The organism is Sodalis sp. (in: enterobacteria) (assembly GCF_047607725.1).
Taxonomy (GTDB): domain Bacteria; phylum Pseudomonadota; class Gammaproteobacteria; order Enterobacterales; family Enterobacteriaceae; genus JBLKSS01.
Genome location: NZ_JBLKSS010000302.1, coordinates 1 through 1,686 on the forward strand (window position 1 = coordinate 1; position 1,686 = coordinate 1,686).

At 50.9% G+C, this 1,686-nt stretch carries 2 protein-coding genes and 1 pseudogene; all 3 read left to right on the plus strand.

The window, feature by feature from the left end; all coding sequences use genetic code 11:
• Positions 1-438 (plus strand): annotated as a pseudogene (locus ACMX3H_RS18760) (hypothetical protein); the annotation flags it as partial.
• The gene (locus tag ACMX3H_RS18765; protein ID WP_415211859.1) at positions 435-965 is read left to right on the plus strand and encodes a tail fiber domain-containing protein; all 531 of its coding nucleotides are present in this window, start codon (positions 435-437) and stop codon (positions 963-965) included. The pseudogene ACMX3H_RS18760 and the gene ACMX3H_RS18765, both read left to right, overlap by 4 nt.
• Positions 966-1,686 (plus strand): phage baseplate protein (locus ACMX3H_RS18770; protein WP_415211860.1); only part of this gene is annotated, 721 nt, incomplete at its 3' end.

The following is a 1,686-nucleotide window of genomic DNA, read 5'->3' on the forward strand; positions in this document are numbered from 1 at the left end:
GATATCCCGGACAAAGCGGCGTTCGTGGGCAATCTGGGGCTGAAAGATACCGTTGAACAGGCACAAAACGCGCTGGATAGACGTACCGGTGGCACAGTTAACGGCAGTCTGCAGATCACCCATTCGGTCAATGTTGGTGACAGTGACGCGGGGCTGATTGCCAACGGCAAAGGCAGCGTGGCGCTGTACGCCAATAACGTCAGTACGCCAATAACGTCAAAACCGGTGAGTGGAATACAGAGCGCCTGCATTGGATACAAGACCTGGAAGTGGGTGGGAAACTTACCGCCAGTGGTGGAGCGACGTTTGGCAAAGCCGTCTCGCTCTCAGCTGGCGGCCATCTCACGGATATGCTGCATTTTAATGGCCGGGGACAAAGTGGGAATGAGTCACGCTCAGGTGAATGCCGCTATTACCCTTATCCGGGCAATCCCATGAGCACGGAATTTTACGGTGCCGATGTGGTGGGCAGCCATTATGAACATCGCCTGCTTATCAATCACGGTGGCGGTAACATTAAATGGTTCGTTTTTAAGGACGATGGCAGCGCTTATGCTATGCAGGGTCACTGGCAAAATAACTCTGACCGGCGGATAAAAAGCGATATTGAGAAAATAGAAAATGGCCTTGAAAAGGTTGAAATGCTGACGGGCTACACGTATGTCCTTGCCGAACATCGTCAGGCGGGTGTGATGGCCGATGAGTTGGAAAAGGTCCTGCCAGAGGTGGTGGGTAATTCGGGTGATTACCACGAGAGTGATGGCACCGTTGTAAAGAATGTGAAATCCGTCGCCTACGGCAGTATCACCGCGTTGCTGATTGAAGCAATAAAAGACCTGTCCGCGAAAGTGAGAGCGCAGCAGGCAGACATTGACGCGCTGAAAACCTTCATGCGTTCAGCGCCGGATGTGTCGGGATCACCGGCACAGACTCAGAACATGGATAATGACGGGGAGACACCCTAAATGAAAGAGATTCTTTCGCCGGTCGAAACCGCCGATGGCCTGTTCCACGATGGCGACCCGTCTACCGGTACCGAGGGGACGGTGGTGCACGCCAAATGGCTGAATGCCATGCAGGGCGCAATGATTGATACACAGACGGAGCATAAAAATATTCTGGCTGAGGTAGGCATGAAGCCCGATGGCAGCCAATCTGCACAGCTGCTGGCGGCAATTAAGGCCATTGCGTCCGCATCATTATCTCACGCGGTCAGCAGCGTTTATCCCGTGGGCGTGGTTATCTGGTTTGCCGAAAATAAAGATCCAAATACGTTATTTCCGGGGACGAAATGGGTCTATATTGATGAAAATCGCACTATCCGTCTGGCTAAAAAAGACGGTAGTGATGTCATGACGACTGGCGGTTCTGACTCTGTAAAATTGACTGTTGGCCACCTACCTGCTCACAGCCATACGTTCTCAGCAAATACCAGTTCGTTTGATTGTGGTAATAAAGTCACAAGCTGGTTTGACTATGGAAATAAGGGTACAGATGTTCAAGGCGATCATGTTCATTCATATATACAGGCATCGTTTCCCCGTAGAAATGGAGCTGATGGGAGTGACTATTCTCTTGCAAATTCTGGTGCAACAACGTCTGTAGCAGGAGCTCATGCTCATACAGTTGTAATCGGTGGGCATTCACACACTGTAAACGTAGGTTCACATTCTCACTCTGTCTCAG

What these genes read in the sequence shown, in the direction of transcription:
- ACMX3H_RS18765 (WP_415211859.1), top strand. Translation starts at nt 435, where the DNA reads ATGAGCACGGAATTTTACGGTGCCGATGTGGTGGGCAGCCATTATGAA.